Source organism: Afifella sp. H1R, from assembly GCF_021462425.1.
GTDB lineage: Bacteria > Pseudomonadota > Alphaproteobacteria > Rhizobiales > Afifellaceae > Afifella > Afifella aestuarii.
Map to the genome: position 1 here is coordinate 1,283,766 of NZ_JAKEDY010000001.1, position 20,512 is coordinate 1,304,277.

22 protein-coding genes and 1 riboswitch are annotated in these 20,512 nt (G+C 62.3%); of the genes, 11 read left to right on the top strand and 11 right to left on the bottom strand.

What is annotated here, in order from left to right; genetic code table 11:
• Nucleotides 1–33: 33 nt before the first annotated feature.
• Nucleotides 34–144, bottom strand: a riboswitch (TPP riboswitch).
• Nucleotides 145–242: 98 nt separating this feature from the next.
• Nucleotides 243–479 carry an Lrp/AsnC ligand binding domain-containing protein gene (locus L0F51_RS06130; RefSeq protein ID WP_234628365.1) on the top strand — a complete coding sequence of 79 codons (237 nt, stop codon included), beginning with the start codon at nt 243–245 and terminating at the stop codon, nt 477–479.
• 12 nt (nt 480–491) lie between these two features.
• Here L0F51_RS06130 and L0F51_RS20130 read toward each other — a convergent pair whose 3' ends face one another.
• Nucleotides 492–1,418 (bottom strand): DMT family transporter, encoded by a 927-nt coding sequence (locus L0F51_RS20130; RefSeq protein WP_234628366.1) that lies wholly within the window; start codon nt 1,416–1,418, stop codon nt 492–494.
• A gap of 63 nt (nt 1,419–1,481) precedes the next feature.
• Nucleotides 1,482–3,803: a xanthine dehydrogenase family protein molybdopterin-binding subunit gene (locus L0F51_RS06140; protein ID WP_234628367.1), complete on the bottom strand. Its 2,322-nt coding sequence runs from the start codon at nt 3,801–3,803 to the stop codon at nt 1,482–1,484.
• A 117-nt stretch (nt 3,804–3,920) separates the two neighbouring features.
• On the opposite strand from L0F51_RS06140, the gene L0F51_RS06145 reads away from it, so the two are divergent.
• The 3 genes from L0F51_RS06145 to L0F51_RS06155 all read left to right on the top strand — a co-directional run bounded on the left by L0F51_RS06145 (nt 3,921) and on the right by L0F51_RS06155 (nt 6,571).
• Nucleotides 3,921–4,874: a DMT family transporter gene (locus L0F51_RS06145; RefSeq protein ID WP_234628368.1), complete on the top strand. Its 954-nt coding sequence runs from the start codon at nt 3,921–3,923 to the stop codon at nt 4,872–4,874.
• A 124-nt stretch (nt 4,875–4,998) separates the two neighbouring features.
• Nucleotides 4,999–6,063, top strand: a complete 1,065-nt coding sequence (locus L0F51_RS06150; RefSeq protein ID WP_234628369.1) for a DNA topoisomerase IB — start codon at nt 4,999–5,001, stop codon at nt 6,061–6,063.
• 28 nt (nt 6,064–6,091) lie between these two features.
• A complete protein-coding gene (locus L0F51_RS06155) occupies nt 6,092–6,571 on the top strand; it encodes a pyridoxamine 5'-phosphate oxidase family protein (protein WP_234628370.1) in 480 nt (159 codons plus the stop codon).
• Nucleotides 6,572–6,668: 97 nt separating this feature from the next.
• On the opposite strand, the gene L0F51_RS06160 is transcribed toward L0F51_RS06155, so the two are convergent.
• The 3 genes from L0F51_RS06160 to L0F51_RS06170 all read right to left on the bottom strand — a co-directional run bounded on the left by L0F51_RS06160 (nt 6,669) and on the right by L0F51_RS06170 (nt 8,247).
• Nucleotides 6,669–7,217 carry a sigma-70 family RNA polymerase sigma factor gene (locus L0F51_RS06160; RefSeq protein ID WP_092811201.1) on the bottom strand — a complete coding sequence of 183 codons (549 nt, stop codon included), beginning with the start codon at nt 7,215–7,217 and terminating at the stop codon, nt 6,669–6,671.
• A 12-nt stretch (nt 7,218–7,229) separates the two neighbouring features.
• The gene (locus L0F51_RS06165; protein ID WP_234628371.1) at nt 7,230–7,451 is read right to left on the bottom strand and encodes a NepR family anti-sigma factor; all 222 of its coding nucleotides are present in this window, start codon (nt 7,449–7,451) and stop codon (nt 7,230–7,232) included.
• A gap of 532 nt (nt 7,452–7,983) precedes the next feature.
• Nucleotides 7,984–8,247, bottom strand: a complete 264-nt coding sequence (locus L0F51_RS06170; RefSeq protein WP_234628372.1) for a Rho termination factor N-terminal domain-containing protein — start codon at nt 8,245–8,247, stop codon at nt 7,984–7,986.
• Between the two features lie 148 nt (nt 8,248–8,395).
• On the opposite strand from L0F51_RS06170, the gene L0F51_RS06175 reads away from it, so the two are divergent.
• Entirely contained in the window at nt 8,396–9,556 is a 1,161-nt protein-coding gene (locus tag L0F51_RS06175; RefSeq protein ID WP_234628373.1) for a hypothetical protein, read from the top strand.
• Here the strand turns inward: L0F51_RS06175 and L0F51_RS06180 are convergent.
• From L0F51_RS06180 to L0F51_RS06190, 3 genes are all read right to left on the bottom strand, one after another.
• Nucleotides 9,550–10,467, bottom strand: coding sequence for a diacylglycerol kinase family protein (locus tag L0F51_RS06180; protein WP_234628374.1), 918 nt, complete (start codon nt 10,465–10,467; stop codon nt 9,550–9,552). The two genes, L0F51_RS06175 and L0F51_RS06180, sit on opposite strands and share 7 nt — an antisense overlap.
• Nucleotides 10,468–10,581: 114 nt before the next feature.
• Nucleotides 10,582–10,848, bottom strand: a complete 267-nt coding sequence (locus L0F51_RS06185) for a DUF2945 domain-containing protein (RefSeq protein WP_234628375.1) — start codon at nt 10,846–10,848, stop codon at nt 10,582–10,584.
• A 2-nt stretch (nt 10,849–10,850) separates the two neighbouring features.
• Entirely contained in the window at nt 10,851–11,255 is a 405-nt protein-coding gene (locus L0F51_RS06190) for a hypothetical protein (protein WP_234628376.1), read from the bottom strand.
• Nucleotides 11,256–11,424: 169 nt separating this feature from the next.
• Here L0F51_RS06190 and L0F51_RS06195 point away from each other — a divergent pair, with 169 nt between their 5' ends.
• The 6 genes from L0F51_RS06195 (at nt 11,425) to menA (ending at nt 17,980) form a co-directional block, all read left to right on the top strand.
• Nucleotides 11,425–12,309: a formate/nitrite transporter family protein gene (locus L0F51_RS06195; RefSeq protein WP_234628377.1), complete on the top strand. Its 885-nt coding sequence runs from the start codon at nt 11,425–11,427 to the stop codon at nt 12,307–12,309.
• A gap of 109 nt (nt 12,310–12,418) precedes the next feature.
• Complete coding sequence (locus tag L0F51_RS06200) at nt 12,419–12,616, top strand: CsbD family protein (protein ID WP_234628378.1); 198 nt, start codon at nt 12,419–12,421, stop codon at nt 12,614–12,616.
• 125 nt (nt 12,617–12,741) lie between these two features.
• Nucleotides 12,742–14,091 (top strand): UDP-glucose/GDP-mannose dehydrogenase family protein, encoded by a 1,350-nt coding sequence (locus L0F51_RS06205; RefSeq protein ID WP_234628379.1) that lies wholly within the window; start codon nt 12,742–12,744, stop codon nt 14,089–14,091.
• A gap of 22 nt (nt 14,092–14,113) precedes the next feature.
• The gene (cysD, locus tag L0F51_RS06210) at nt 14,114–15,016 is read left to right on the top strand and encodes a sulfate adenylyltransferase subunit CysD (protein ID WP_092811185.1); all 903 of its coding nucleotides are present in this window, start codon (nt 14,114–14,116) and stop codon (nt 15,014–15,016) included.
• The gene (gene cysN, locus L0F51_RS06215) at nt 15,016–16,914 is read left to right on the top strand and encodes a sulfate adenylyltransferase subunit CysN (RefSeq protein WP_234628380.1); all 1,899 of its coding nucleotides are present in this window, start codon (nt 15,016–15,018) and stop codon (nt 16,912–16,914) included. Before cysD ends, cysN begins: the two co-directional genes overlap by 1 nt.
• A 139-nt stretch (nt 16,915–17,053) precedes the next feature.
• Entirely contained in the window at nt 17,054–17,980 is a 927-nt protein-coding gene (gene menA / locus L0F51_RS06220) for a 1,4-dihydroxy-2-naphthoate octaprenyltransferase (RefSeq protein ID WP_234628381.1), read from the top strand.
• On the opposite strand, the gene L0F51_RS06225 is transcribed toward menA, so the two are convergent.
• From L0F51_RS06225 to L0F51_RS06235, 3 genes are all read right to left on the bottom strand, one after another.
• Nucleotides 17,967–18,749, bottom strand: coding sequence for a metallophosphoesterase family protein (locus tag L0F51_RS06225; RefSeq protein WP_234628382.1), 783 nt, complete (start codon nt 18,747–18,749; stop codon nt 17,967–17,969). The two genes, menA and L0F51_RS06225, sit on opposite strands and share 14 nt — an antisense overlap.
• Before the next feature lie 155 nt (nt 18,750–18,904).
• On the bottom strand, nt 18,905–19,204 hold the full coding sequence (locus L0F51_RS06230) for a ferredoxin family protein (protein ID WP_234628383.1): 300 nt from the start codon (nt 19,202–19,204) through the stop codon (nt 18,905–18,907).
• Nucleotides 19,201–20,508 (bottom strand): FAD-dependent monooxygenase, encoded by a 1,308-nt coding sequence (locus tag L0F51_RS06235; RefSeq protein WP_234628384.1) that lies wholly within the window; start codon nt 20,506–20,508, stop codon nt 19,201–19,203. Before L0F51_RS06235 ends, L0F51_RS06230 begins: the two co-directional genes overlap by 4 nt.
• Between the last annotated feature and the right edge of the window lie 4 nt (nt 20,509–20,512).

A 20,512-nucleotide genomic window follows, 5' to 3' on the forward strand; every position in this document is an offset into this window, starting at 1 on the left:
GGCCCGAAGCGGAAGCAAATGAACGACGAGGATCTCTCGGCATCATCCCATCCCTCCGCCGGTGTTAACCGGATCAGGTTCGAGGGGTTGGCCGGATCGCCTCTCAGCCACCTACAGATTGCAGCGGCACCCCCTGAGACGTCTTCCGATCTAGTGGTCTCGGAACCGCTTTGCAAGCATCGGCCGCTTGGCCCTTGCCGCGACCGGACAGTTGCGGTTTTCTCCCGGCCAAGGAGACTGCCATGACCCCGTTTTTCGTACTCATCAAATGCCAGCTCGGCCAGGCCTACCAGGTCGCAACCGCCCTGGCCGACGCCGAGATCGCGTCTGAAATCTATTCCACAGCAGGCGATTACGACCTTCTGGCAAAGTTCTATCTGAGCCCCGACGACGACATCGGCCGCTTCGTGCAGGAAAAGGTGCACGTCATCGAAGGCATCCAGGACACCAAAACGATTCCCACCTTCAAGGCGTTCTGAGGCTCATCCGCCTCACCCCTGCGGCGTCGACAATTTGCGCATCTTTCGCCGCTCCAGCCCCAATTGATGCTCGCGGTAGATGATGAAGATGCCGGCAGCGATGACGACCGCTCCGCCCACGGCAACGTTGATCCCGGGAATTTCATTGAAGAGCAGATAGCCGGCGATCGTGCCCCAGATCATCGAGGCATACTCGAAAGGCGCGATCGTCGACGTCTCGGCATAACGATAGGCGGCGGTCAGGGAGATCTGCCCGAGACCGCCGAAGAGCCCGCACAGGGTCAGAAGGATCAACTCTTCCGTATCGGGCATGACCCATCCGAACGGGATGGTGAAAAGCGCCACGACCGTGCACGTGACGGAAAAATAGAAGACGATGGCGGAGGTCGATTCCGTCGCCGTCATCTTGCGGATGAGGATCGCGACCACCGCCGTCAGCACCATGGAGCCGAGCGCGCAGAGCGAGCCGACGAATTCCCGCCCGCCGAGTTCACCGCTTGAGAGAAGATCGAAGCGCGGCCACAGCACGATCATGATGCCGACGAAACCGACCGCAACGGCGGTCGAACGATAGATGCGCACCGTTTCGTGCAGGATCAGGGCGCCCAACACGACGATCATCAAAGGCGCGCCGTAGCTGATCGCCATGGACTCGGGCAGAGGCAGGCGCTGGACGCCGGCAAACCACAGCATCATCGTGGTCACCCCGATGAGGCCGCGACGGGCATGGCTCCAGGGATCTTTGGTGCGCACGGCCTCCTTGAGCTTGTTCTGCCAGGCGAGCATGCCGAGGAGCGGAACGAGCGCAAAGGCGGAGCGAAAGAACACGATCTCGCCGGTCGGCACACGCTCGCCGACGAGCTTGATGCAGGAAAGCATCAGCGCGAAGGCAATGGTCGAGCTGACCTTGAGAATGATGGCGCGGGTCGCTGTAGTCACGATTGCCCACCGCCTCGGCTCTGCCGCGCGTTACGCCGGCAGTCCGCTTCGTCTTTGGTCACCCTAGCCTCGTTGTTCGGGGAGCGCCGCCTTTGCGGCTTGAATGGCATTCCACACCCGCAGCGGTGTCGCCGGCAGGTCGAGATGGCGGATCCCGTACTCTCGATAAAGCGCATCGACAACGGCATTCATGACCGCGGGCGTCGCGCCGATCGTTCCCGCCTCCCCGGCACCTTTGATGCCGAGGACGTTGTGCGTCGAAGGCACGTTGCGCGTCTCGAAATGGAAGGAAACCGTGTCCCACGCGCGCGGCATGGCGTAATCGCTGAAGCTTGCGGTCAGAAGCTGCCCGTCTTCGTCATAAACCGTGTTCTCCAGAAGCACCTGGCCGATGCTCTGCGCCACACCGCCATGCACCTGACCCTCGAGCAGCAGCGGATTCACGCTCACCCCGAAATCGTCGACGATGGTGTAGCGATCGATACGCGTGCTGCCCGTCTCCGGATCGATCTCCAATTCGCAGACATGCGTGCCGTTCGGATAGGTCGCTTCCGCCTGTTTGAACTCTCCGATCGCCGTCACTTCGGCGCGGTCGCCTGCTTTGGCGGCGAGGTCGGCGAACGAAATCGCCCGGTCGGTCCCGACGATCCGCGCCTCTCCGGCGGCAAGCTCGATATCGCCCGCAGCCGCTTCCAGCGCATCGGCCGCCAGATCCTTGAGCTTTTCCGCAAGATTGTCCGATGCGATGCGCACGGACGGACCCCCGAGCGGGATGGAGCGTGAGCCGCCCGTGCCGCCGCCCGTTTCCAGCGCATCGGTATCGCCCTGATGCACCCGGATCTGATCGAGATCGAGGCCGAGCCGCTCGGCCACGAACTGGGCATAGGCCGTGCGGTGTCCCTGCCCTGTCGCCTGCGTGCCGATGAAAAGCGCGACATGGCCGTCGTCTTCGAGCACGATTTTCGCCGGTTCGGAGCCGGCAAAAGCGCAGGCCTCGACATAGCTCGCCATCCCGATGCCTCTGAGCCGTCCGCGCGCCCTGCTCTCTGCAGCGCGCGTCTCGAAACCGGCGTGGTCCGACACCTCCAGCGCCCGATCCAGGTGCCCAGCGAATTCGCCTGTATCATACAGCCGTCCGGTGACGGTCTCGTACGGCAATTGCTCCGGCCGGATAAAATTGCGCCGCCGGATTTCATCTGGAGCCAGACCCGCTACGCGCGCGGCCTCGTCGATCAGCCGCTCCAACAGGAATGCCGCTTCGGGACGCCCGGCACCACGATAGGCGTCGACCGGCACGGTGTTCGAATAGACGCCTTTGACGCTCACATGGGCGATCTCGATGTCGTAAAGACCGGTCGTCATCGAGACCCCGACCCAAGGGATATACGGCCCGAACTGCGAGAGATAGGCACCCATATTGGCCGTGAGATCGACCTTCATGGCGAGGATGCGGCCGTCTCGATCGAGCGCCATGGCCGCCTCCGCGAAGTTGTCGCGGCCTTGCACATCCGACTGAAAATGCTCGTTGCGATCGCAGACCCAGCGCACCGGCTGACCGAGCACGAAGGCCGCTTTGGCCGCGAGTGGATATTCCCGGTAAGCGAAGATTTTGGGGCCGAAGCCGCCGCCGACCTCCGGCGTGACGACACGAAGGCGCGACGGATCCACCTGCATCGCTTTGGCGACCGCCTTGCGCATGCCGTGCACGCCCTGCGAGCCGACCGTCAGCGTCCAGCGTTCTTGCCCCGGATCGTATTCGGCAACGATCGCGCGCGGCTCGATATAGTTGCAGACGAGGCGGTTGTTGACGAGGCTGAGCCGGGCGACCTTGTCGGCCCTGGCGAACGCGTCATCCGTCGCGGCCGCGTCTCCCACCTCATACTCGAAGGCGAGGTTGGTCCCGTGCTCCGGCCATACGAGCGGCGTGTCCGTCTCGAGCAGCCGATCGGTGCCGACCGCAACCGGCAGAGGTTCATAATCGATCTCGATCAATTCCGCCGCTGCGCGCGCATTCTCGATTGTATCGGCGACGACAAAAGCGACCGCATCCCCCACATGCCGAACCACGCCTTCGCAGAGAACAGGCGCCTCGGCCTTGCGCATTTCGCCCTTGGCCGGCCCCGATCCGAGACAGGGCATGGCGGCCATGTCGGCGACATCGGCTGCCGTCCACACGAGCTTCACGCCCTCCGCCTTTCGCGCCGCCTCAAGACGCGGCGTGTCGAAGCGCGCATGCGCAAGCGGCGAACGCAGGACAAAGGCGGCCAGCGTGCCGGCCGGCTTCACATCGGTCGTGTAGCGGCCCTCACCGCGAATGAGAGCCTCATCCTCGACACGGCGCACCCGTGCCCCCATGCCAAACTTTGGCGGTGCCAGATCGGTCATTAGCGCAATTATCCGTCGTGAAAGCAGGAGAGACAGGCGCGAGCGGGGAGCCTGCGCCGACGAACGAAAGACCGCCCACAGCTTGACGGAGAATGCGACGAAGCGTCAATAGACGCCATGGATGGAACGGGCCGGTTCGGCGAAACATCTGCCGGACTGACGAAACGGTTTCAGGCTCTGCCTGGCAATCTTCGTGGTGCCGCCTGGATCATCGTCGCCACCGTTCTCTTCACCATCATGATGACGCTGATCAAGCTCATCGGCACGAGGCTGCCGGTCGCTGAAATCCTGGTCGTTCGTCAGTCGGTGATGTTTCTCGCCGCCCTGCCGCTGATCATCCGGGGCTTTCCGGGTTCGCTGACGACGCGGCGCCCTCTCCTTCACGCGGGACGCATCCTCTTTGCCGTCATTGCGATGTTCTGCGGCTTCACAGCGGTTGTTCATCTGCCGCTCGCTGATGCAACCGCGATCGCCTTCGCCAAGAGCTTTTTCATCCCGCTCTTTGCCATCGTCATCCTCAAAGAGGCGGTCGGACCTCGCCGCTGGGGCGCGATCATCTTCGGCTTCATCGGCGTCATGGTGATGCTCAACCCGACCGGCGCAGGCATCGACGGCTACGGCCTTCTCGCCGTGGCGGGCGCCGCCTCGGCGGCCCTCGTCATGGTGATCATTCGGCTCCTGTCACGCTCGGATCTCGCGATCACCATCCTCGCCTATCAGACGGTCTTCGTGGGTGTTTTGCTGACACCTCTCGCCATCTGGCAATGGGTGTGGCCGACCTGGACGGAATTCGGCCTGCTCGTCGCCATAGGGCTCGTCTCGGTCACGGCACAAAGCTGCAACATACAGGCATTTCGCGCCGGCGAAGCGACCGTGCTGGCGGCGCTCGATTACGCCCGCCTCCTTTGGGCGACGATCCTCGGCATCCTGATCTTCAGCGAGATCCCCGCCATGCGCACCTTCATCGGCGCCGGCATCGTCATCGCGGCCGCACTTTACACCATCCATCGCGAAGCGAGACGTGGCCAGAGGCTGGCGCGTTCACCGGCCGGCCGCGGCTATACGAACTGAGCGAACCGGCCCAATCTTGGCAAACCTCTGATAAACATAGGGTTGCCGGCTTAGGAAGCTCTGCGCTCAGCCGAGGAACCAGGGCTCTCTCCTGCCCGTTTCGTGCCCGTCCTTTGGAGGCACGATGGCCGACACGCTTCAGGAACGAGCCGAATTGTGTGGGCTCAACTACATCTGCGCGGAAAATCTCACAATCGAGCGCCGCCGCAGCGGGCGTGGCTTCACTTATAGGCGTGCCGGCAAGACCATCCGCGATCGCCGCCTGCGCCAGCGCCTGGAAGACCTCGTCATCCCGCCAGCCTGGACCTCGGTCTGCATCGCCGAGGATCCGCATGCACATCTGCAGGCCGTCGGACGTGATCAGGAAGGTCGCCTGCAATACCGCTATCACGAGGATTGGACGGACGTCCGCAACGCCATCAAGGCCGAGCGTCTTTTGCGTTTCGGCCGGGCGCTACCGAAAATCCGTGAACGGATTGCCCGCGATCTCGCCCGCCGCCAAACAGACAGATGCTTTTCCGCCGCCGTCGCGGCACGCCTCGTCGACCGAGCCTTGTTGCGGTCGGGCCACCGAGGCGATACGGCAGATTGCGAAAGCGCCCGCGGTGCCACCACGCTTTTAAAAAAAGATGTGCGGCTGAACGGCCGCGCCGTGACGCTCGATTTCATTGGCAAATCGGGCAAGAGAATCCACAAGGTGATCCCGGACACCTGCCTTCCGTCACGACTTCGTAAGCTCAAGGCGATCGGCAAGCGCCGCCTCTTCGCCTATCGCGAGAGCGACGGTCGCCGCGCTTATCTGAACGCCCGGGACTTGAATCAATATCTGAAGAACGCCGCCGGAGCGCAGGTGACGTCGAAGGATTTCCGCACCTTCGCCGCGAGCGCGGCGGCCCTTGAGCTCTTCGTCGAAAACGAAAGACCGGAAAGCGACGCTGGGCGCAAACGTGCCATCGCATCCGTGATGCGCGAGGTCAGCGACAAGCTCGCCAATACCATGGCCGTATGTCGCTCCAGCTACGTGCACCCGCTGGTCGTCCAGGCCTTCCAGGAGGAACGCCTGCGCGCCGATCTTCTGCGCGGACCGCACCGCACACATCTCTCCGCGGCGGAGACCGCCCTCATGCGATTCTTGGAGGCCGAAGAGGCGCGCGTGAAGCGGGAACACGAGCCGGAGGCCCGGCGTTGAATCGTCCGAGAAACAAGGAGACACGCCGATGACAGATGCGCCGATCGAGGAGTTCTTCGATCTCATCGAAGACGTGACCGTCTGCATGCTGACAAGCCGAGACGGCAGCGAGCTGCGCTCTCGCCCGATGGGCTTCGATGTCGACAAGTCCACCCACGAATTCCATCTCCTGACACGGAAATCGTCGCACAAGGCCGATGCGCTGGCCGCCCATCCGGAGGTCAATCTCTCGTTCGCGCGACCCGGGCGCCGGGAATATGTTTCGGTGTCGGGCCAGGCCTACCTCACCACCGACAAGCGCCTCATCGATGCGGTCTGGTTCGACGACGCCGACAGCTGGTTTCCAGGCGGCAAGGACGACCCGGATGTCGCCGTCATCCGCGTGGTGCCCTCGAGCGGCGAATACTGGGAAGGTTTCAACTCCTTGCGCAGGCGCTGGAACCTGATCAAGGCGAAGCAGACGGGTGAAGAACCGCGTCTCGGCGAGAACCGGAAGGTCGCTCTTTAGGGGAACGTCGGTTCGCCGGAGCGTGAGATACAAAAAGGCGAGACACAAAAAAGGCCGCTCCGGTTCGGAGCGGCCTTTTTTCGTTGTCGAGACAGGATCAGCTGAAACTGCGCGTGATCACCGTTGTCGCCATCGGATCGGAGCCGTAGGTCTCCCCCTCCTCCAGAGCGAGGAGTTCGGCGAGCCGCGTGCGTGCACGGCTGACCCGGCTTTTGATCGTGCCGACCGCACAATCGCAGATCTCGGAAGCTTCCTCGTAGGAGAAACCGGATGCGCCGACGAGCACCAGGGCTTCACGCTGATCGTCGGGCAGCTGCGACAGCGCCTCGTTGAAGTCGCGAAGATCCATATGCCCGTTCTGGGCCGGCTGCGATGCGAGCTTGGCGGCATAGGCGCCTTCGGCGTCTTCGACCTCTCGACCCTTCTTGCGCACCTGCGAATAGAATTCGTTGCGCAAGATGGTGAAAAGCCAGGCCCGCAGATTGGTGCCTTCCTGGAAGGTGTGAAACTTGGCCCATGCCTTCATGAGCGTCTCTTGGACGAGGTCGTCCGCACGCTCGCCATTGCCGCAAAGCGAAACGGCAAAAGCACGAAGATTGGGAATTGCTGACAGGAGCTCCTGTCGAAGAGCCTCGGATACGGCCATATTGGGAGCGGCCTAACTGCGACGGTTCTTGGTTGTGGATTCTTCCAGCTGCTCCAGGAGATCGAGGAAGCGCTGAGGAACTGGCTCGTTCACCACATCGTCGTACACGGCGCGCAAATGCTTCCCGATCTGAGACTGAACCAGAGGGTGCATTCCATTTTCGCGGCCGTTGCTGTCCGCCAACATCATATCCTCCTGCGAGCGACCGCTGCCCTCCCGGTCAGATTGATCCATGTCACTTCAACTCCGTCACGAGGTTAATTCGGATGCTCGGGTTTTGTTCCGGCAAAGCAATTTCTGGTGCGAAACGCCGCAGCCGACGCTCGGGCCGGATGCAAGGGTGCCGGACGGCCGCGTCGCATCCCGTCGGAAAGCGACATCAACCACAGTCTTGAACCTGTAAGGCATTTACCATGATCAAGGTTAGCAGGCCGTTTATCGCCTCGGCTTCCACGACTTCACGCCGCTTGTCAAACACAAATGCGGCCGAATTTGGCGTTGCAGCAAAGGCGTCTGGCCAGAGAATGGAACCCGCAGCTTTGAGAAAAGGGAAGGCCTAAAGCCCGAACCACAGCGCAATCGCGCCCAGAGCAACGATCGCCAACAGCGTCCCCCAGACAAGGACATGGCGGTTGGTGTTTCTCTCCTCCGCCTGCGTCACTTCGACTTCATTCATGTCATCCCGGGGCATACGCGCTCCTGAAAAGTGCCGTGGGTTGCAAAGGGTCGAGCTCTCTCCGTCTGCGCCCTTTCGTACGGTGCGAAACTAGTGATTGCGGAGGGCGTCAATGAGCTCGGATTTGTCCATCTTCGAGCGCCCCTCGATGCCGAGCTCCTGCGCCCGATCGTAAAGGTCGTCCTTGCTCCACTCCTCGTAGGCGGGATTCTTTCCGCCCTTCTTGGAAGGATGCATGGACGGATTGGCACGCGCATTGGCGATCCTTACGGCTTTCTCCTTGGATTCGCCGCGCTCGCGCAGATCCTCATAAAGCTTGTCGTCTTTGACCTGGTTTCCGTGATTCTTCGCCATCGCTCCGCTCACGTTGCCGTTTGAGGACACAACGGCGAAGGCGCCCATGCGTTGCGAAAGAAATGTGACAACGTGCACCGGCGCGCCAAGGAACCCGTGATGCCCGGCGACCATTCCCCAGAAAGCTGCAACCCACAGGGAGATAACAATGAAACGCGACTGGATACGCGACCTGGCGGAGCGCACGGGCTTTCCCAAGATCAGCATCTACCTGCCGATGGAGATGCGCAGCGCCGAAACTCTGCAAAATCCGACGCGCCTCAAAAACGCTCTCGCAGAAGCACGGCGCAACCTGCACGCGGTCGACGAAGGAAAAGACGTCGACGCGCTGTTGCGACCGGCAGAAGAACGGCTGGACGATTTCGACTTCTGGCAGCACCAGGACCAGTCGCTGGCCGTCCTCATCGACGAAAGCGGCGTGCATTGGATCAAGCTGCCGGGCGAAGTCGAAGAGCTCTCGCTCGTCGGCGAGCGCTTTTATCTCCGCCCTCTGATCCGCATCTTCTCATCCGCGGGCCACGGCTACCTTCTGTGCGTCACGCGTGACGACGTACAGCTCTATAAAGTGCGCAAGCACGACCTTCGCCCTGTCGACGTTCCGAACATGCCAAAAAGCCTCGCGAAATTCCGCGGCATGACGGAGTTTGACGGCAATGTCGGCTTCCATTCGAACGCATCCGGCGGCCAGCAAGGCGGATCGGCCGGCGTACCGCAATACCATTCGCTCGGGCCGAGCCCGGACGATTACAACGAGGTCGAGCTTGACGAATATCTGGGGCAGATCGCCAAGGCCGTCGATCACAAGCTGGGAGGTGCAGGCGCGCCTCTGGTGATCGCCGCCGAGCCGCGCACCCTGGGCCACCTGCAGAACAAGCTCCACTACAAAGGCGTCTCGGAGGAGAACCTCAAGGTCGATCCAGCCTCCAAGAGCGAGCCGGAATTGCACCAGACCTCCTGGTCCTTGATGCAGCAGGAAGTCGAGGGCGATCGGCGTGATGCGCTGGAGCGTCTCAAGGCACGCCTCAAGGACAAGAGCTCCAACGGCGCGCTACGCGACATCAACGAGATCGCTCGTGCGTCGATCGAGGGGCGGCTGGAAGCGGTCTTCATCGCCCGCTCGGCCCATCTTTGGGGAACCTACAATTCCGACGAACACGCCGTGCACGTGGTCGATGAACCGGGTCCCGAACAGTCCGATCTCATTGATTTCGTGGCGGTGAGAGCGCTCCAGGCAGGCGGCTCGATCTACAGCATGGAAGGCGAGACGGCCGAAAACCTCGGCCCTGTCGCAGCGCTGACCCGCTACTGAGCCACGGAGTCCTTCGCGACATGTCCCGCGGGCGCCAGCACGGTCAGCCCGCGGGGATATTGCCGGATTTTGAGCGGCGGTCTGAGCGTCACCACTTCCCCGTCGACGGAGGCTCGCGCCTCGGAGCGCTGCATGGAAATCGTAACGGCCTGAGACCGTCGCATCGACAGAATCGGATTGTCGCTCATGCGCCCGAGCGCGAAAGCCGCTGCGAGTTCCAAAAGGTCGGTCCATTTGCGCGACGTGGCGAAATAGATGCCGAGCGTCTCGGCGCAGGGATCATCGGCGTAGGGAAGATGCCCGTCCCCAAGAGGTCCGTTGCTGACCACGAGGGCCGCAGTTTCGACGTCGATCTCCTCATCGGCGAGGGAGAGACGGGCGCGAATGATCGGTGGCCGCCGCAACGCAAGGCGGAGAGCCTTGGCGCTCGCCATGAGCTTGCCGAAACGCGATCCGTAATCGAGTTCCTGGCGCAGCCGGATCATCTTCGGATGCAGCCCGAGCGTGACATGGTGGACGAAGAGCCGCCCGTTCACATCCGCGATATCGACGCGAGAGACTTCACCCGCAGCGAGCACCCTCGCCGCCTCATACATGTCGAGCGGAACGCCCAGGGCGCGGGCGAAAAGGTTCATCGTGCCGAGCGGCAAGATGCCCAGTACTTTGCCGTTCTGGTAGGCTTGTGAGGCGGCAAACGACACGCTGCCGTCCCCGCCGCCGATGATCACCGTGTCATAAGCGTCGTCGGCAAAAGCGGCCTCGATGGCGGCAATCGCCTCCTTGCCCGCCTTCCAGTGAAGGGTCACGTCGTGCCCGGCCTGCCGGAAAATATCCGCGATCTGTTCGCCTGCAGACGGCTCGCACGTGCGCAAGGTCCCGGAATCGCTGTTGAGAACGAGAGCCAGGCGCATAGCCGCACTCGAGGGTCCGGGCTGTTCGGACGCCTCGGCGGAGTCTCTTTCATTCCCGGTCATTGCGACGCTCGCCCCCAACGCCAGCGCCTGGTGAGACGCTCAAATTGTCTCTCAGCGAAGGCCGCTCAGTTCGCAATGCGACTTCATCACCCGGCTCTCGTCGTCCTGCTCGATCAGGTAGGCCGGGTTCTCGGCATCCGCATTGCGCACGATTTCATGGCCTTCCAGGCTGCGCACGACGGGACGCGTGAAGACTTCCACGATCCGGCCTCGGCTGGTCCAGCCACCGAACCGCCACTCAACGCTCTCACCCTTGCGATAGGTTTGCGCCATTTTCTTCTTCAAAACCTCTTTCGTCTCCGCCGGCATGGCGGTCATCTTCACTCGCGTTCTGCGCCTTCTTCCTTGACCGAGTCTTGCGCCCGCTCCAAAATTTCATCCGGCTGATCTAGCCGGTCTTCCGGAGCAAAGCCAAAACCCTCTGGATCTCCAGTTTCGACAGACGAGACCGGAGAGGTTCCCCAAAGAGACTTAAGCAGATCTCGGCCGTAGGCGATGACGCCGTCGACATCGTGGGAAACATCCATGGACCGGCGTGCCTCGAGTTCATCGAGCGCTCCGCGAAGCGCTTCGCGGCGCTCCTCGACCGTTCCACGCGCAGAATGCGCAAGTGCATCGAGATCGTCCGTGGTGATCGGCTGGGCCAGGCCCGGCTCGTCCGCATCCCCGCCGACGTCGTAGTCCGACGAGAACGGCACTCCAGGCCCATCGAGACGGTTTATCATTTCGTCCTCCATGACCAGTGAATGTCCCCGAAGGCTGGTGAGTTCCCACACCGGATAGCGCGGCCCTTCGCTCGTGGTGGATTGGCCACGCCACCTTGAAGCGCGCTCTTGCAGCGCAATCTTGATCCACCGGTGACGGGATTATGGCGAGAAGCGGAATCGAGCGAAGATGAACGAGATTCAAAGCGACAGGCAGGCGAGACGCAGCGAGGAACGCGAGCACAGAGGGGCCGAGCGCGCCCAGGATTCGCGTGGCCTCACCCAGCGTGAAGCCAAGACCGTCGAGAAGAGACTTCGCCTGTCTGTGCCCGCAATCTACGAAGTGGTGCGGCAGGAAGGCGAGGAGGAGATGCAGCGCCCCACCTCCTCTCTCTGGTGGTCGGGCATCGCGGCGGGGCTGTCGATCGGTTTCTCGCTCGTGGCGGAGGCGGCCCTGCGCTACCACCTGCCCGACGCTCCCTGGCGTCCGCTGATCGACAACTTCGGCTATTGCGTCGGCTTCCTGCTCGTCATCCTGGCGCGCCAGCAACTCTTCACCGAAAACACCATCGCTCCGATCCTGCCGCTCGCAGCGGAGTTCACACGCAAAAATGTTCTGTGTGTCTTGCGGCTATGGAGCGTCGTCTTCGTCGCCAACATGGTCGGAACGCTGGGTGTCGCGCTCTTCAATGCAGCTCTTCCCGGAACTCATCCCGAAGTCTTCCAGGCAATGCTGGAGATCAGCCAGGAGATGATGGACAAGAGCTGGTTCATGATGTTCGTGCGCGCCATCGGGGCCGGCTTTCTGATCGCGGCGATCGTGTGGATCCTGCCGAGCGCGTCCGGAAGCGAGTTCCTCGTGATCGTGCTTTTCACCTATATCATCGCAATCGCCGAGTTCACTCACATTATTGCCGGTAGCGTCGAGGCATTCCTGCTCGTTGCGCATGGAGATATCAGCATCTTCACAATGTTATGGCACTTCACTGTGCCCGTATTAATTGGCAACATCCTGGGCGGTACAGCGCTTTTCGCTCTCCTTGCCTACGCGCAGGTAAAAGAGGAAATCAAATAGCGATCCTTCATTAGCCGGGGTATGAAATTTTCTTCACCAACGGCGGGCGCCGGGAACCGCGCGACATCGATCCTCGTTTTCCTGTCATCGAAATCAACAGGAGAAAGTCATGAATTGGGACCGTGTTCAGGGCAACTGGAAACAGTTTAAAGGCAACGCTCAGGCTCAGTGGGGCAAGCTCACGGATGACGAGCTCGACCAAGTCGAGGGCAACCGCGAGGTACTCGCCGGCAAGATCCAGGAACGCTATGGCGTCGCCAAGGATCAGGCCGAGCGTGAAATCGACGACTGGCTCGCCCGTCACTAAGACGGTCGAGGTATAGGACAAACAAGTCCGGGGCCGGCTTCGTGCCGGCCCTTTTTGTGTCTTTCTCGCAATTGCAATAACCGCCTCGACGTGGCTTAAGAGCCGCGTTCGCGAGGAAGACCGCCATGCGCATCACGATGATTGGGACCGGCTATGTGGGCTTGGTCTCCGGTGTCTGCTTTTCCGAGTTTGGCTTCGACGTCACCTGCGTCGACAAAGACCAGGCAAAGATCGCGGCTCTGCAACGGGGCGACGTGCCGATCTATGAACCCGGCCTCGCAGAGCTGATGGTCAAAAACGCCAGCCGGCTGACCTTCACCACCGACCTTCCGGGTGCTGTCGAGAACGCCGACGTCATCTTCATCGCGGTCGGCACACCGACCCGCCGAGGCGACGGCGAGGCCGACCTCTCCTATGTCTATGCTGCGGCTCGCGAAGTCGGCGAAGCCATGCGCTCCGGCTCCGTCGTGGTCATCAAATCGACGGTCGTCGTGGGGACCTGCCGCGAAGTCCGACGCATCATCGAAGAGACGGCCCCGGACAAGGAATTCTCCATCGCCTCCAATCCGGAATTCCTCCGCGAAGGTGCGGCGATCGAGGATTTTCTCCGCCCGGACCGTGTTGTCGTGGGCGTGGAAGACGAGCGCGGCGAGCAAATCTTGAAGGCGCTTTATCGCCCACTCAACTTGCGCCAGACGCCGATCGTCTTCACCAGCCTTGAGAACGCGGAGATCACGAAATACGCAGCGAACGCGTTCCTCGCGATGAAGATCAGCTTCATCAACGAGATCGCCGATCTTTGCGAAACCGTCGGCGGCAACGTGCAGGACATCGCCCGCGGCATTGGTCTCGACAATCGTATCGGACCGAAATTCCTGCATCCGGGGCCGGGCTATGGCGGCTCCTGCTTTCCAAAGGACACGCGGGCGCTGGCTGCCACCGCGCGCCGTCTTGGCAGTCCGATCCGGCTGGTCGAAACCACGATCGCCGTCAACGAGGAGCGCATGCGCTCGATCCCCGAACGGGTGATCGCCGCACATGGCGGCAGCGTCGAGGGCAAGACGATCGCCGTGCTCGGCATCGCCTTCAAGCCCAACACCGATGATATCCGCGAGGCTCCGAGCCTGACCGCCATTCCCGCGCTGCAGGCCGCGGGAGCCACCATTCGCGCCCACGATCCCCAGGCGGCCGAGGCGGCAAAACCGCTGCTTCCGGGCGTGACCTGGTGTGCTTCACCCTATGCCGCCGCAGAAGGGGCCGACGGCCTCGTCATCATGACGGAGTGGAACGAGTACCGTGCCCTTAATCTCGCCACGCTTTCGCGGACGATGCGGGGCGATGTGTTAATCGATCTGCGAAACATCTATCCGCCCGAAGAAGTGGCACCTCACGCCTTCAACTATCACAGCGTTGGCCGCAAACCGCGGGTTGCCGAGCCCAAGAGCCCGGCACGTCCGCGTCTTGTATCCTCCTGAGATTTCTCGAACTGTAAGACCCATGTCCGCAAATCTGTCCCACCTTGACCGGTTGGAAGCAGAAAGCCTGCACATTTTCAGGGAAGTGGCAGCCGAATGCCGCAACCCGGTGATGCTTTATTCGATCGGCAAGGATTCGTCGGTCATGCTGCATCTCGCGCGCAAGGCCTTCCATCCGGCTCCGCCTCCCTTCCCGCTTCTGCATGTCGACACGACCTGGAAGTTTCGTGACATGTACGCCTTCCGCAACCGAATGGCGGCCGAGGCGGGCATGGAGCTCATCGTCCATGTCAATCAGGAAGGCGTCGCCGCCGGCCTCAACCCGTTCGACCATGGCGCCAATTACACGCGCGTCATGAAGACGGAGGGTTTGAAGCAGGCGCTCGACAGGCATCATTTCGATGCAGCCTTCGGCGGCGCCCGCCGTGACGAGGAAAAGTCACGCGCCAAGGAGCGGATCTTCTCCTTCCGCTCCAAGAGCCATGGCTGGGATCCGCGCAATCAGCGCCCGGAGATCTGGCGGCTCTACAACACCCTCATCCATGAGGGCGAATCGATGCGCGTCTTCCCGCTCTCCAATTGGACCGAGCTCGATATCTGGACCTATATCGAGCGCGAGAACATTCCGCTCGTGCCGCTTTACTTTGCGGCCGAAAGGCCGGTCGTGAAGCGCGACGATCAATGGATCATGGTCGATGACGAGCGCATGCGGCTGATGCCGGGCGAAGTCCCGCAACAGCGGCTCATCCGTTTCCGCACGCTCGGATGCTATCCCCTGACCGGCGCCGTGGAATCGTCGGCAACCACACTTGCCGAAGTGGTCATGGAGACCATGGGCGCGACCCAGTCGGAGCGCGGCGGCCGTGCCATCGACCGGGAGGCCTCGGCTTCCATGGAGCGCAAGAAGCGGGAAGGCTATTTCTGATGGATACCGCCCACACCAATCCCGCGAGCTTGCAGACGCTCGCCGGCGCGCTTGCCGCGCCCGACACACTGCGCGTCCTGACCTGCGGCTCCGTCGATGACGGCAAGTCGACCCTGATCGGTCGCCTCCTTTACGATTCCAAACTGCTCTTGCAGGACCAGATCGCCGATCTGGAGCGCGACAGCCGCCGCCACGGCACGACCGGCGGCGACATCGACTTTGCGCTTCTCGTCGACGGGCTCGAGGCCGAGCGCGAACAAGGCATCACGATCGACGTCGCCTGGCGTTTCTTTGCGACACCACGCCGGCGTTTCATCATCGCCGACACGCCGGGCCACGAGCAGTACACCCGCAACATGGCGACCGGCGCATCGACCGCCGAGCTCGCCATTCTCCTGGTCGACGCCGAAAAAGGCCTGTCGCGACAGACACGCCGCCATGCCCTGATCTGCTCGCTGATGGGCATCAAGCAGGTCGTGCTGGCCGTCAACAAGATGGATCTCGTCGGCTACGATGAAGCCGTTTTCGAGAAGATCGCGGCAGATTTCGCAGCTTTTGCCGAGCGGACGCGCATCGAAAGCGTCACGCCGATCCCGCTCTCGGCCCGCGAAGGCGACAACGTCACGGGCCCGAGCCCCCGCCTCCCCTGGTGGAAGGGTCCGGCGCTCCTGCCGTTCCTGGAAGAAGCGCCGTCGGCTCCGGGCCTCGTCGAAACGCCGTTGCGCTTTCCGGTGCAATGGGTGTGCCGGCCCGATCATACCTTCCGCGGCTATGCGGGCACGATCTCATCCGGGCGCATCGCCGTTGGCGATGAAGTCGTGGTGGCTGCCTCCGGCAAAAAGAGCCGCGTGACGGCGATCGACATCGGCGAGAATTCACTCGAGGAGGCCGTCGCCGGCCAGTCGATCATGCTACGGCTTGCCGACGAGGTCGATATCGCCCGCGGCGACGTTCTGGTGCCGGCGGAAAATCGGCCGGAAGTGACCGATCAAATCGCCGCCCATCTCGTTTGGATGGCGGAGGAGCCGCTTCTGCCGGGCCGGCCTTATTGGCTGAAAGCCGCCAACCGCATGGTCTCGGCGCAGGTGAGCGAACTGAAGCATCACCTCTCCGTCGACACGCTTGAAGAGACGGCCGGCAAGGTCCTGGAATTGAACGAGATCGGGTTTGCCAACCTGTCGCTGGCGCATCCGATTGCATTCGATCCGTACGGCGAGAACCGCGAAACCGGCGGCTTCATCCTGATCGATCGGTTCACCCATTCGACGGTCGCCGCAGGCATGGTCGATTTCTCGCTGAGACGTGCCGCCAACATCCATTGGCAGTCGCTCGACGTCGACCGCAATGCCCGGGCGCGTCTCAAGAACCAGAAGCCGACGGTGTTGTGGTTCACCGGCCTCTCCGGCGCCGGCAAGTCGACCGTCGCCAATTGGGTCGAAAAGAAACTCTATGCGGCCGGCCGGCACACGATCACGCTCGACGGCGACAATGTCCGCCATGGTCTCAACCGCGATCTCGGTTTCACCGATGCCGACCGCGTGGAAAACATCCGCCGCGTCGCCGAGACGGCAAAACTGATGACGGACGCAGGCCTTATCGTGCTCGTCTCCTTCATCTCGCCCTTCCGCTCCGAACGGCAGATGGCGCGTCAGTTGATGATGGAGGGCGAATTCGTCGAGGTCTTCGTCGACACGCCTCTCGACATTGCCGAAAAGCGCGACCCGAAGGGGCTCTACGCAAAGGCGCGGGCCGGGCAGCTGAAGAATTTCACGGGCATCGATTCGCCCTACCAGGTGCCGGAAAACGCCGAAATCACCGTCGACACGACCTCGGCTTCCCCGGAAGAACTGGCCGACGAGATCATCGCTTACCTGCGCCAGAACGGCCGATTGAGCTGAACGGAGACTGCGGCGGCGCTCCAAAGGGCCGCACCCTGAAGGACAGAAAGAGCCGTTGACCCTAGTGTCAACGGCTCGTTACACCGGGCCAATCTTGCAATACAAATACCATCGGCGCCGCCCACAGCTCGGCGACAGCATGATGGTTATGGTCGATGCGATGACCCCGGAAAAACCGTCTCCTTTCGCCATCTGGTGGTATGCCATCCGTCCGCGCACGCTGGCGCTCTCCGTCTCGCCGGTCGTCGCCGGCCTGACGCTGGCATGGGCCGAAAACGGCGATTTTCACGTTCTTCTGGCGCTGGTGACCCTGATCTCGGCCGTGGCCATCCAGATCGGCACCAATCTCAACAACGACGCCGTCGACGCTTTGAACGGGACAGACGATTCCGGCCGCATCGGCCCGCCTCGGGTCACGCAAAAGGGATGGGCGACGGCGCGCGAGGTCTTCCACGCCACGCATCTCGCCTTTTTCATCGCAGCCCTCGGCGGCCTTTATCTCATCCAGGCCGGTGGCATTCCGATCCTCATCGTCGGCATCCTGTCGTTGATCGCAGGGTACGCCTATTCGTCCGGACCCTGGCCGATCTCGCGCAGCCCCTGGGGCGAAGCCTTCGTCATCACCTTCTTCGGTCTCGTGGCCGTCGACGGGACCTTCTATCTGCAGACGGGTTTCATCGACTTCCCCGCCATCCTTCTCGGACTGGCGATCGGATTGCCGGCAGCCGCCGTTCTCCTCGTCAACAACACGCGCGACCGCGAAACCGACACGCTGGCTGGCCGCCAGACGCTCGCGATCCGCGTCGGGCCTCTCGGTGCCGGACGCCTTTACGGCCGTCTGCTCGCCGCAAGCTTTGTGATGATCACCCTTCTGGCCCTCGTCGGCGAACACCTGACAGGCGCTCTCCTCGGCCTCGTCTGCATTCCGCTTGCCTGGAAGGCTCACGTGGCTTTCCGCAATGCGACGACGCCCGCCGATTTCAACGGCTGTCTCGGACAGACCGCCTCGGTTCAGGCCGCGCTCTGTCTCACCGTCAGCCTTGGTCTGATCTTCACCGCCGCCTGACCGCTTCGGGCTCTGCCACATCCTGCGTCTGCAGAAAGCGCCGCTCGTCCCCTTCCAGAACGAGGCAGGTCAGCCGGCCGGAGGCAAAGGCGCGCGTATCGATATCGATGCGGTTGGGGCGAATGTCGACCTCGTCGCGAGGTGTGTGCCCATGCACGACACAGAAGCCGAAATCTCGTCCGCTTGAGAGAAACGGCTCGCGGATCCACACCAGATCCTCCTCCCGCTGCGCCCGCATGGGACGTCTGGGATCGATTCCGGCATGAACGAAGAAATAATCGCCGACGCTCTCACTGAGAGCGAGCGAACGTAAAAACTGTTCGAAGCCACCGCTCAGCGCCTGCAGCAAAGCCTGATGGCAGGTGACGAGCGAGCGCTGATCTCCGCCCGAAGGAGGCGCAACGCCGAACGACCGCAACGTCGCCGATCCGCCCTGCCCGCACCAATAGGGCAGCATGCTCGGATCGGAGAGAACCTCAAGAAGCACCGCCTCATGGTTGCCCTTGAGGCAGACGCGGCGGTCGCAGAGCTTTTCGCCCGCGAACAGATATTCAAGGACCGCGCGGGAATTGGGTCCGCGATCGATGTAATCGCCGAGAAAGATCTCGACGCTCTCTTCCGGAGGGGACGCCGCGAGATCGGCTTTGATCTGCTCTTGAAGATCGAGAAGCAGATCGAACCGCCCGTGAATGTCGCCGATCGCATAGACGCGACATCCGTCTGGGACGGCGTGTTGCGGGTCAGTGCGTGCTGCGGAGAAAAAGGCCATGCCCGCGATATAGGGTGAGGGTCCGCAAAATCAGCCGCCCCACCCTCTCAGGCCCCGCCCGTGTCAGCGCCGCGCGCAGAAAAGATAGGCAGGCTGCATGTCCGGCCGAAGCCCCCTGGCACCGTCCATGACAGCCTGCCCGGCCGAGGCGAGCCTCAGCCGAACTTGAACAGGACGCCGAAACCGCCGCGCGGATAATTCCACTCGATGTCGTGCGTATCGGCGCACACGATGCGGCAGGTGCCGCATTCCATGCAGCCGTCGGGCGTCACCTCGACCTGCCCCTTGTCGTTGAGGGCATAGCAGCCCGCCGGGCAGATCTTCGTCAGCGCCAGAAGGGCCTGAGACGGCACCTCATGCGGGCGGATCTTGACGTGCGGACGGCCCGCATCCACCACGTAACGGTTGTAGTAGAGCTTCTCCTCAACCTTCACGCCATCTGTCTCCGTGCTCATCGCCAGGCCCTCGCCAGTTTGAACGCGTCACCAATCATGCCCCTCAACGTCCGCGCCTGGCGGAACGAGGAGACGATCGCTTTCTCTTTCGCCTTCTTGTCCAGGCCGTCGACGCGGAACCATGTCTGCGCCGCCTTGCTCAAGAGACGCGGATAGAGGCCGAAGAGTGTTTCCTTGTTGCCGTGCAGGAAGGCCGGGATCTTACGATATTTGCGCATATCCTTGAGGACGAAAGTCTTCTCCAGCCGCTCCTGATATTCGGCGAGATTGGTTTTCGACATCTCCTTGCGCATGCGGTGCAGCCGCACGACGGTTTCCGCGGCAACCCGGCCCGTCGTCATCGCAAGGTTGGAACCCTCCCGGTGGACGGCATTCACGAAATGCCCGGCATCGCCCACCATCAGCCAGCCATCGCCGAAGAGCGAAGGGATGGCGTTGTAGCCGCCTTCCGGGATGAGATGAGCGGCATATTCCTTCACCTCCGAGCCCGCCAGAAGCGGCGCGATCGCCGGATGCGACTTGAATCTCTCAAGGAGTTCGTAGGGCTTTGCGCCCGTCTCTTTGAAATCGGAGACGAGGCAGCCGATGCCCACGGAGATCGATTCCTCGTTGGTGTAGAGGAAAGCGGTCCCGGTCATGCCGAGCGTCACGCTGCCCATCGCCTCGATGACGACGCCTTCGTCGCCCTTGAGGTTGAACCGGCTTTCGATCACGTCGCGCGGCAGGAAGTGCATTTCTTTGACCGCAAGCGCCACGGTGTCCGGCTTCAGCTCATCGCGCAGCCCCGAACGCTGGCCAACGAGGCCGTTGACGCCTTCCGCAAGGATGACGACATCGGCCATCACCGCACCATCCTCGCGGTCGGTCTGCACGCCGATCACCTTGCCCGACGTGTTGCGAATGAGCTCCTTGACCGTCGTCTCATAAAGGACGGTCGCGCCGGCATCGCGAACCTTCTGGCTGAACCATTTGTCGAACTGCGCGCGGATGATCGTGTAGCGGTTCGGCTTCTCTTCGTTGAACTCCTCAGAGCGGTAATGCATCCCGGTGTAGGACGCGTCGTCGAGCATCCACAGACGCTGTTCGATGACATGCCGCTCGAGTGGCGCATCCTCGCGAAAGTTCGGGATGAGCTTTTCGAGCGCGTCGGAATACAGGATCGCGCCCTGAACATTCTTGGAGCCGGCATATTCCCCGCGCTCCAGCTGCAGGACGTTCAATCCCTCCTTCGCCAGGGTGTAGGCGGCGGCGTTGCCCGAGGGCCCTGCACCAACAACGATCGCATCGAAACGCTGTTCGACCATGGCT

Bases quoted from the DNA above. Each gene is read 5' to 3' on its own strand.
- L0F51_RS06130 (WP_234628365.1), top strand. From the start codon at position 243: ATGACCCCGTTTTTCGTACTCATCAAATGCCAGCTCGGCCAGGCCTAC.
- L0F51_RS06140 (WP_234628367.1), bottom strand. From the start codon at position 3,803: ATGACCGATCTGGCACCGCCAAAGTTTGGCATGGGGGCACGGGTGCGC.
- L0F51_RS06145 (WP_234628368.1), top strand. From the start codon at position 3,921: ATGGATGGAACGGGCCGGTTCGGCGAAACATCTGCCGGACTGACGAAA.
- L0F51_RS06150 (WP_234628369.1), top strand. From the start codon at position 4,999: ATGGCCGACACGCTTCAGGAACGAGCCGAATTGTGTGGGCTCAACTAC.
- L0F51_RS06155 (WP_234628370.1), top strand. From the start codon at position 6,092: ATGACAGATGCGCCGATCGAGGAGTTCTTCGATCTCATCGAAGACGTG.
- L0F51_RS06160 (WP_092811201.1), bottom strand. From the start codon at position 7,217: ATGGCCGTATCCGAGGCTCTTCGACAGGAGCTCCTGTCAGCAATTCCC.
- L0F51_RS06165 (WP_234628371.1), bottom strand. From the start codon at position 7,451: ATGGATCAATCTGACCGGGAGGGCAGCGGTCGCTCGCAGGAGGATATG.
- L0F51_RS06170 (WP_234628372.1), bottom strand. From the start codon at position 8,247: ATGGCGAAGAATCACGGAAACCAGGTCAAAGACGACAAGCTTTATGAG.
- L0F51_RS06175 (WP_234628373.1), top strand. From the start codon at position 8,396: ATGAAACGCGACTGGATACGCGACCTGGCGGAGCGCACGGGCTTTCCC.
- L0F51_RS06180 (WP_234628374.1), bottom strand. From the start codon at position 10,467: ATGCGCCTGGCTCTCGTTCTCAACAGCGATTCCGGGACCTTGCGCACG.
- L0F51_RS06185 (WP_234628375.1), bottom strand. From the start codon at position 10,848: ATGACCGCCATGCCGGCGGAGACGAAAGAGGTTTTGAAGAAGAAAATG.
- L0F51_RS06190 (WP_234628376.1), bottom strand. From the start codon at position 11,255: ATGATAAACCGTCTCGATGGGCCTGGAGTGCCGTTCTCGTCGGACTAC.
- L0F51_RS06195 (WP_234628377.1), top strand. From the start codon at position 11,425: ATGAACGAGATTCAAAGCGACAGGCAGGCGAGACGCAGCGAGGAACGC.
- L0F51_RS06200 (WP_234628378.1), top strand. From the start codon at position 12,419: ATGAATTGGGACCGTGTTCAGGGCAACTGGAAACAGTTTAAAGGCAAC.
- L0F51_RS06205 (WP_234628379.1), top strand. From the start codon at position 12,742: ATGCGCATCACGATGATTGGGACCGGCTATGTGGGCTTGGTCTCCGGT.
- cysD (WP_092811185.1), top strand. From the start codon at position 14,114: ATGTCCGCAAATCTGTCCCACCTTGACCGGTTGGAAGCAGAAAGCCTG.
- cysN (WP_234628380.1), top strand. From the start codon at position 15,016: ATGGATACCGCCCACACCAATCCCGCGAGCTTGCAGACGCTCGCCGGC.
- menA (WP_234628381.1), top strand. From the start codon at position 17,054: ATGATGGTTATGGTCGATGCGATGACCCCGGAAAAACCGTCTCCTTTC.
- L0F51_RS06225 (WP_234628382.1), bottom strand. From the start codon at position 18,749: ATGGCCTTTTTCTCCGCAGCACGCACTGACCCGCAACACGCCGTCCCA.
- L0F51_RS06230 (WP_234628383.1), bottom strand. From the start codon at position 19,204: ATGAGCACGGAGACAGATGGCGTGAAGGTTGAGGAGAAGCTCTACTAC.
- L0F51_RS06235 (WP_234628384.1), bottom strand. From the start codon at position 20,508: ATGGTCGAACAGCGTTTCGATGCGATCGTTGTTGGTGCAGGGCCCTCG.